The sequence below is a fragment of the Streptomyces sp. NPDC046215 genome, from assembly GCF_040646215.1.
Classification (GTDB): domain Bacteria; phylum Actinomycetota; class Actinomycetes; order Streptomycetales; family Streptomycetaceae; genus Streptomyces; species Streptomyces stramineus.
The window spans coordinates 22,866-29,094 of the sequence record NZ_JBEYZW010000087.1 but is presented as its reverse complement, the minus strand read 5'-3'; the positions used below and the strand labels follow the sequence as shown (position 1 = coordinate 29,094).

Sequence of the window (6,229 nt, the reverse complement as noted above, 5' to 3'; positions counted from 1 at the left end):
GGCGCAGTGGGGTGGCGCCCGCGTCGAGCGCAAGCTCAAGGTCGACGAGGCCCCGGAGAAGCGGCGCAACCAGATCACGGCCGGCCGCCGTCCGCACACGCCCCGCCCCATCGCAGTGATGTTCGGAGAAGGGGGGACCGGCTGTCAGTGGGGCAGCCTAGACTCGGGAGGCGATGAGCAGCCTCTTTGACGACAGCTTCCTGGCGGACCTCGGCCCCTCGGGCGATGAGCACCCGCCACCCCCGGAGGACGCGGCCCCCGAGCCGGTGCCGCACGACCTCTTCGGGGGCGCTTTCGATGCCCCGGTGCCCCGCGAGGCGTACTACCGCGACGGCGCGGCGCGCCCCGCCGTCGACCCCGCGGCCCTGCTGGAGGGCATGAACGACCAGCAGCGCGCCGCCGTGGTGCACCACGGTTCGCCGCTGCTGATCGTCGCCGGGGCCGGCTCGGGCAAGACCCGGGTGCTCACCCACCGCATCGCCCACCTGCTGGGCACGCGCCACGTCCACCCCGGCCAGATCCTCGCGATCACGTTCACGAACAAGGCCGCGGGCGAGATGAAGGAGCGCGTCGAGGAGCTCGTGGGTCCCCGCGCCCACGCCATGTGGGTGATGACGTTCCACAGCGCGTGCGTGCGGATCCTGCGCCGGGAGAGCAAGAAGCTGGGCTTCACGTCCTCCTTCTCGATCTACGACGCCGCCGACTCCAAGCGGCTCATGGCGCTCGTCTGCCGGGATCTGGACCTCGACCCGAAGAAGTTCCCGCCGAAGTCGTTCAGCGCGAAAATCTCCAACCTCAAGAACGAGCTGATCGACGAGGAGGACTTCGCCGCCCAGGCCGCCGACGGTTTCGAGAAGACGCTCGCCGAGGCGTACGCGATGTACCAGTCGCGGCTCCGCGAGGCCAACGCCCTCGACTTCGACGACATCATCATGACCACGGTGCACCTGCTCCAGGCGTTCCCGGACGTGGCCGAGCACTACCGGCGCCGCTTCCGCCACGTCCTCGTCGACGAGTACCAGGACACCAACCACGCCCAGTACACCCTGGTGCGCGAGCTCGTCGGCACCGCGGAGAACACCCCCGAGCACGGGCCCGCGGAGCTGTGCGTCGTCGGTGACGCCGACCAGTCGATCTACGCCTTCCGGGGCGCGACGATCCGCAACATCCTCCAGTTCGAAGAGGACTACCCGAACGCCACCACCATCCTCCTCGAACAGAACTACCGCTCCACGCAGACGATCCTCTCCGCCGCCAACGCGGTGATCGAGCGGAACCAGAACCGCCGCGCGAAGAACCTGTGGACCGAGGCCGGGGCGGGCGCGTCCATCACCGGCTACGTCGCCGACACCGAGCACGACGAGGCCCAGTTCACCGCCGACGAGATCGACCGCCTCACGGACGCCGGGGACGCCCGCGCCGGCGACGTCGCGATCTTCTACCGGACGAACGCCCAGTCGCGTGTGTTCGAAGAGATCTTCATCCGCGTCGGCCTGCCCTACAAGGTCGTCGGCGGCGTGCGCTTCTACGAGCGCAAGGAGGTCCGCGACGTCCTGGCCTACCTGCGGGTGCTCGCCAACCCCGAGGACACCGTGCCGCTGCGCCGCATCCTCAACGTCCCCAAGCGCGGCATCGGCGACCGCGCGGAAGCCATGATCGACGCTCTGTCGCTGCGCGAGAAGATCAGCTTCCCGCAGGCGCTCAAGCGCGTGGACGAGGCGTACGGCATGGCGGCCCGCTCGGCGAACGCCGTCAAGCGCTTCAACGTCCTGATGGAGGAGCTGCGCACCGTCGTCGAGTCCGGGGCCGGCCCCGCGACGGTGCTGGAGGCGGTCCTGGAGCGGACGGGCTACCTCGCCGAGCTCCAGGCGTCCACCGACCCCCAGGACGAGACCCGCATCGAGAACCTCCAGGAGCTCGCCGCGGTGGCCCTGGAGTTCGAGCAGGAGCGGTCCGCCGAGGGCGAGGAGAGCCCGGGGACGCTGGCGGAATTCCTGGAAAAGGTCGCCCTGGTCGCCGACTCCGACCAGATCCCGGACGAGGACACCGAGGGCGGCGGCGTCATCACGCTGATGACCCTGCACACCGCGAAGGGGCTGGAGTTCCCCGTCGTGTTCCTCACCGGCATGGAGGACGGCGTCTTCCCGCACATGCGCGCCCTCGGCCAGACCAAGGAGCTGGAGGAGGAGCGCCGGCTCGCCTACGTGGGCATCACCCGGGCGCGCGAGCGGCTGTACCTGACCCGGGCGAGCATGCGCAGCGCCTGGGGACAGCCCGCGTACAACCCGCCGTCGCGGTTCCTGGAGGAGATCCCGGACCAGTACGTGCAGTGGCGGCGCACCGGCCCGGCGACGCCGTCGGCCTCCATGGGCGCGGTCTCCGGCATCACCTCAGGGCTCTCGTCCTCCCGCGGCGCGGGCAAGGCGGGCCCGAGCGGCTTCGCCACCCGGCGCACCAAGGACCGCCCCGTCGTGGCCCTGGCCGTCGGGGACCGCGTCACGCACGACTCCTTCGGGCTCGGCACGGTCGTCGGCGTCAAGGGCAGCGGTGACAACGCCGAGGCGACGGTCGACTTCGGCGAGGAGAAGCCCAAGCGGCTGCTGCTGCGCTACGCACCGGTCGAGAAGCTTTAGCCTGTCCGGCGGATCGTGAGGGGGGTGCACCACCGCTGCGCGGCGGTGTCCTCAAACGCCGGACGGGCTGATAGTGGCTGGGCTCAGCCACTATCAGCCCGCCCGGGGGCACCTCCTGGGGCCGTCCCCGCCTATGTCGGGTCGAGGCCCTGGCCGCGCAGCCACGGCACCGGGTCGACGGCCGAGCCGCCGGGCCGCACCTCGAAGTGCAGGTGCGGGCCGGTGGAGTTGCCGGAGCTGCCCGAGTAGGCGATGACGTCCCCGGCCTTGACCTGGCCGGAGCGGAGCTTGGTGCTGCTGAGGTGGCAGTACCAGGTCTCGGTGCCGTCGGGCGAGGTGACTATGGCCATGTTGCCGTAGGCCACGTTGTACTGCGTGCGGACCGTGCCGTCGGTGGCGGCCATGACGGGGGTGCCGTAGCCGACCGGGAAGTCGATGCCGGTGTGCACCGACATCCAGTTGACGCCGGCCTGGCCGTAGGCCGCGCTCAGCCCGTGCTGCGCGACGGGCAGGGCGAACTTCGGGCGCTCGGCCTCCTTGCGGGCGGCCTCCTCGGCCTTGCGCTTCTTCTCCTCCTCCTGCCGCGCCTTGAGGTCGATGCGCTCCTGGGTGCGGTTGGCGCGGGTGGCGAAGTCGTCGGCGCCCCGGCTGAGACCGGCGAGCTGGGTGTCCAGCTTGCTGTTGGCGATCGAGGGCACGGCGGGGACGTCCGGGGTGGAGGCCGCCTGCGTCTGCTTGGCGTCGCCCTTGTCGCCACCGCCGGAGACGGAGGCGGCGGCGATCCCGGCGACGCCCATGACGGCGACCGAGGGCACGGCCACGGTCAGCAGGGCCTTGCGGCGCGGCCGGTAGCCCGCCCGGGGGGGCGTGCCCTTGCGGCGGCCCCGGCTCTGCCCGGGGATGTCCTGGCGGGAAGGCGCGTCCGCCGCGGACGGGCCCGTGGGCTCGGGAAGATCGTCGGGTTCGACGACCGACATGGTCCGGGTCTCGGCATCGGCGACGGACCGGGCGCCGGGGACGGGGGCCGGTGCGGCGCCGGAGAGGTCGACCATGACCGTCGGCGTGGGCTGCGCGTCGGGCTGCGCCTCGGGCGGTGCCTCTTCCGCGGCCGCGTACGCGCTGGTGTCCCAGGTCTGCGTCTGCTGACCGCTGAGGTCTTCCCACTGCCCGGAGGTGTCCCAGTTCCGGTACTCGCCGGTGCCGGCGGTGTCCCAGGTCTGATCGGGGGCCTGGGCTGTCCACTGCTCGGAGTGCCCGGACTGCCCGGGCTGTTCCTGGTGCGCCGTGGCGGTGTCGTAGGCGCCGGTCGCGTTCCAGGAGTTGGCGTCCCACTGGCCGGACGTGTCCCACTGGCCGGAGGCGTCCCACTGTCCCGTGGCGCTCTGCTCCGCGGTGTTCCACTGGCCCGAGACGTCCCACTGGCCGGAGGTGTCCCACTGGCCGGTCTCGGCGGGGGGCTGCCCGGCGTCGTAACCGGTGAAGTCCCAGGTCTGGGTCTGGCCGGTGATGCCCCACTGGCCGGAGGTGTCTCCGCCCCAGGACGCGTCCGGGGAGTGTCCCCAACCCGTGGCATTCCACTGGCCGGTGTCGGTGCCGTCGTACCCGGGATGGCCCTGGTAGGCGCTCTGCTCCTCGTATGACGTGTAGTGCCCGTAGGAGAGATCCTGAGCGGGACCGGTCGGGCTCGGGCCCGCCGACGGGTGACGGTCGTTCACCACCACTTCTCTTTCGCCTCGGGAGCAGGAGAATTAGCGGCGACTGTACCCGGCGGTATGGGATGCCGACAATCTTCGTCACGTTTCGGACCGGCGCGGCCCGGGCATTTAGCCGCCTTTCGGTGGACTGAACCCGGGGAAACCGATTTGACGTTCGAAGATTGTTCGGATTTTGTCGAGCAAAAACAAACGGAACGGTGGATACCGGTCAGGCGACCGATGCGGCTCCCGATGCCCCGGCCGGCGCTTCCTCGGCGCTCAGCGCCTGCCGGATGCCCGCTGCGACCGTCCCGTGCACCGGCAGCGCGAGATGGCCCACGCCGGTCACCCGCACGTTGCGCGCGAGGAGATCGGGATGCTCGATCCTCGCTGTCTCCACGGGCACCATCCAGTGGTCCAGATCGCTCCAGAAGCTGATGAACCGCGTGCCGCAGTGTGGTGCGGGGCGGGCCAACTCCTCGACCACGTCCGACCGGGGCCGCATCTGCCTCACCAGCGGATGAGCGGACATCAGCGGGACGACCCGGGTCCCGCCGTGCGGCGTGCCCAGCGTGACCAGCGTCCGGACCCGGGCGTCACCTCCGAGCCGCTGGACGTAATAGCGCGCGATCAGGCCCCCGAGGCTGTGCCCCACCACATCGATCCGCTCGGCGCCCGTCCGCGCGCAGATCTCCTCCACGCGCCGACCGAGCAGCGCGGCCGCGGCCCGCACGTCGCACGTCAGAAGGGAGTAATTCAGCGATTCCACCCGGCTCCAGCCGTGCCGGATCAGAGAGCGGCGCAGCAGGACGAAAACCGAACGGTTGTCGATAAAACCGTGCAGGAGGAGAACGGGCGGGTGCGCCCCGTGTACCGATTCGCCCCCCGATGCCGCCCCGGGCGTGTCGCCGGGGCCCGCGACGGGGCCGGGGACGGGGAGGGGCGGCGGGCGGCGCTCCTGGATCACACCGGTCGGGTAAAGCAATACGTGACCGGTGAGGATCGCCAGCTCCAGCACCGTGGACCGCACGAAGGCGGCCGAGGGGCGCAGCAGGGCGGAGAGAAGGGTGAGAAAGGGCAGGGCCACCATGGCCGACCTCCGAACGGCACACGGAAGGCGGCTCTGTCCCCCGTGCGCACTCATGGGCAGCCGGGCGGGCGGCCGCGCCGCGACACCGGGCGGCTGCCGGCGCGGCGCTGCGGCGACCTCGCCGCGGCTCCCCTCGCGACGCCCGTGGCCCGCTGCTCCCGTGCCTCGGGGGGCCGGACGGCCCGTGAGTCGCGGAAGGAGAGGGCGGTGCGCAGCGAACGTGTTGTCCCATGTGTGATTTCCCCCTCGCTCTCCGCCGCGAAACGGCCGGGCGCGGGATCCGGGGCGATAGCGTGCTGTCACGTCCCCGCGCCCCGGGCGCGGGGGAACCGCGCGGCCGGTCGCCGGCAGCCGCATCAGGGAGGCAGTGATGGGAGTGACCGGTCCGATTCGTGTGGTGGTGGCCAAGCCCGGGCTCGACGGCCACGACCGGGGCGCGAAGGTCATCGCGCGGGCGCTGCGGGACGCCGGCATGGAGGTCATCTACACCGGCCTCCACCAGACCCCGGAACAAATCGTGGACACCGCCATCCAGGAGGACGCCGACGCGATCGGCCTGTCCATCCTCTCCGGCGCGCACAACACCCTCTTCGCGAAGGTGATCGAGCTGCTGCGGGAGCGCGACGCGGAGGACATCAAGGTCTTCGGCGGCGGCATCATCCCCGAGGCCGACATCGCCCCGCTCAAGGAGCTGGGCGTCGCCGAGATCTTCACGCCGGGCGCCACGACCGCGTCCATCGTGGAGTGGGTCAACGCCAACGTCCGGCAGCCCACGGGGGCCTGAGCCGGGGCCCGGGCCCGGCCGGCAAAGC

The 6,229-nt window shown here is 71.5% G+C and carries 5 protein-coding genes; 3 read left to right on the top strand and 2 right to left on the bottom strand.

The genetic code is table 11. The features are described from left to right. The coding region (locus ABZ951_RS27970; RefSeq protein WP_361280973.1) for a hypothetical protein at positions 1 to 190 on the top strand (190 nt) is incomplete at its 5' end. Further along, positions 174 to 2,633 (top strand): DNA helicase PcrA, encoded by a 2,460-nt coding sequence (pcrA, locus tag ABZ951_RS27965; protein ID WP_344095249.1) that lies wholly within the window; start codon positions 174 to 176, stop codon positions 2,631 to 2,633. The genes ABZ951_RS27970 and pcrA, both read left to right, overlap by 17 nt. Before the next feature lie 131 nt (positions 2,634 to 2,764). Here the strand turns inward: pcrA and ABZ951_RS27960 are convergent, their stop codons facing one another. Both ABZ951_RS27960 and ABZ951_RS27955 read right to left on the bottom strand, forming a co-directional pair. Next, entirely contained in the window at positions 2,765 to 4,348 is a 1,584-nt protein-coding gene (locus ABZ951_RS27960; protein WP_344095247.1) for a peptidoglycan DD-metalloendopeptidase family protein, read from the bottom strand. Positions 4,349 to 4,556: 208 nt separating this feature from the next. Further along, complete coding sequence (locus ABZ951_RS27955; RefSeq protein WP_344095245.1) at positions 4,557 to 5,417, bottom strand: alpha/beta fold hydrolase; 861 nt, start codon at positions 5,415 to 5,417, stop codon at positions 4,557 to 4,559. A 370-nt stretch (positions 5,418 to 5,787) separates the two neighbouring features. On the opposite strand from ABZ951_RS27955, the gene ABZ951_RS27950 reads away from it, so the two are divergent. Beyond that, positions 5,788 to 6,201, top strand: a complete 414-nt coding sequence (locus ABZ951_RS27950) for a cobalamin B12-binding domain-containing protein (RefSeq protein WP_344095243.1) — start codon at positions 5,788 to 5,790, stop codon at positions 6,199 to 6,201. Positions 6,202 to 6,229 lie beyond the last annotated feature (28 nt).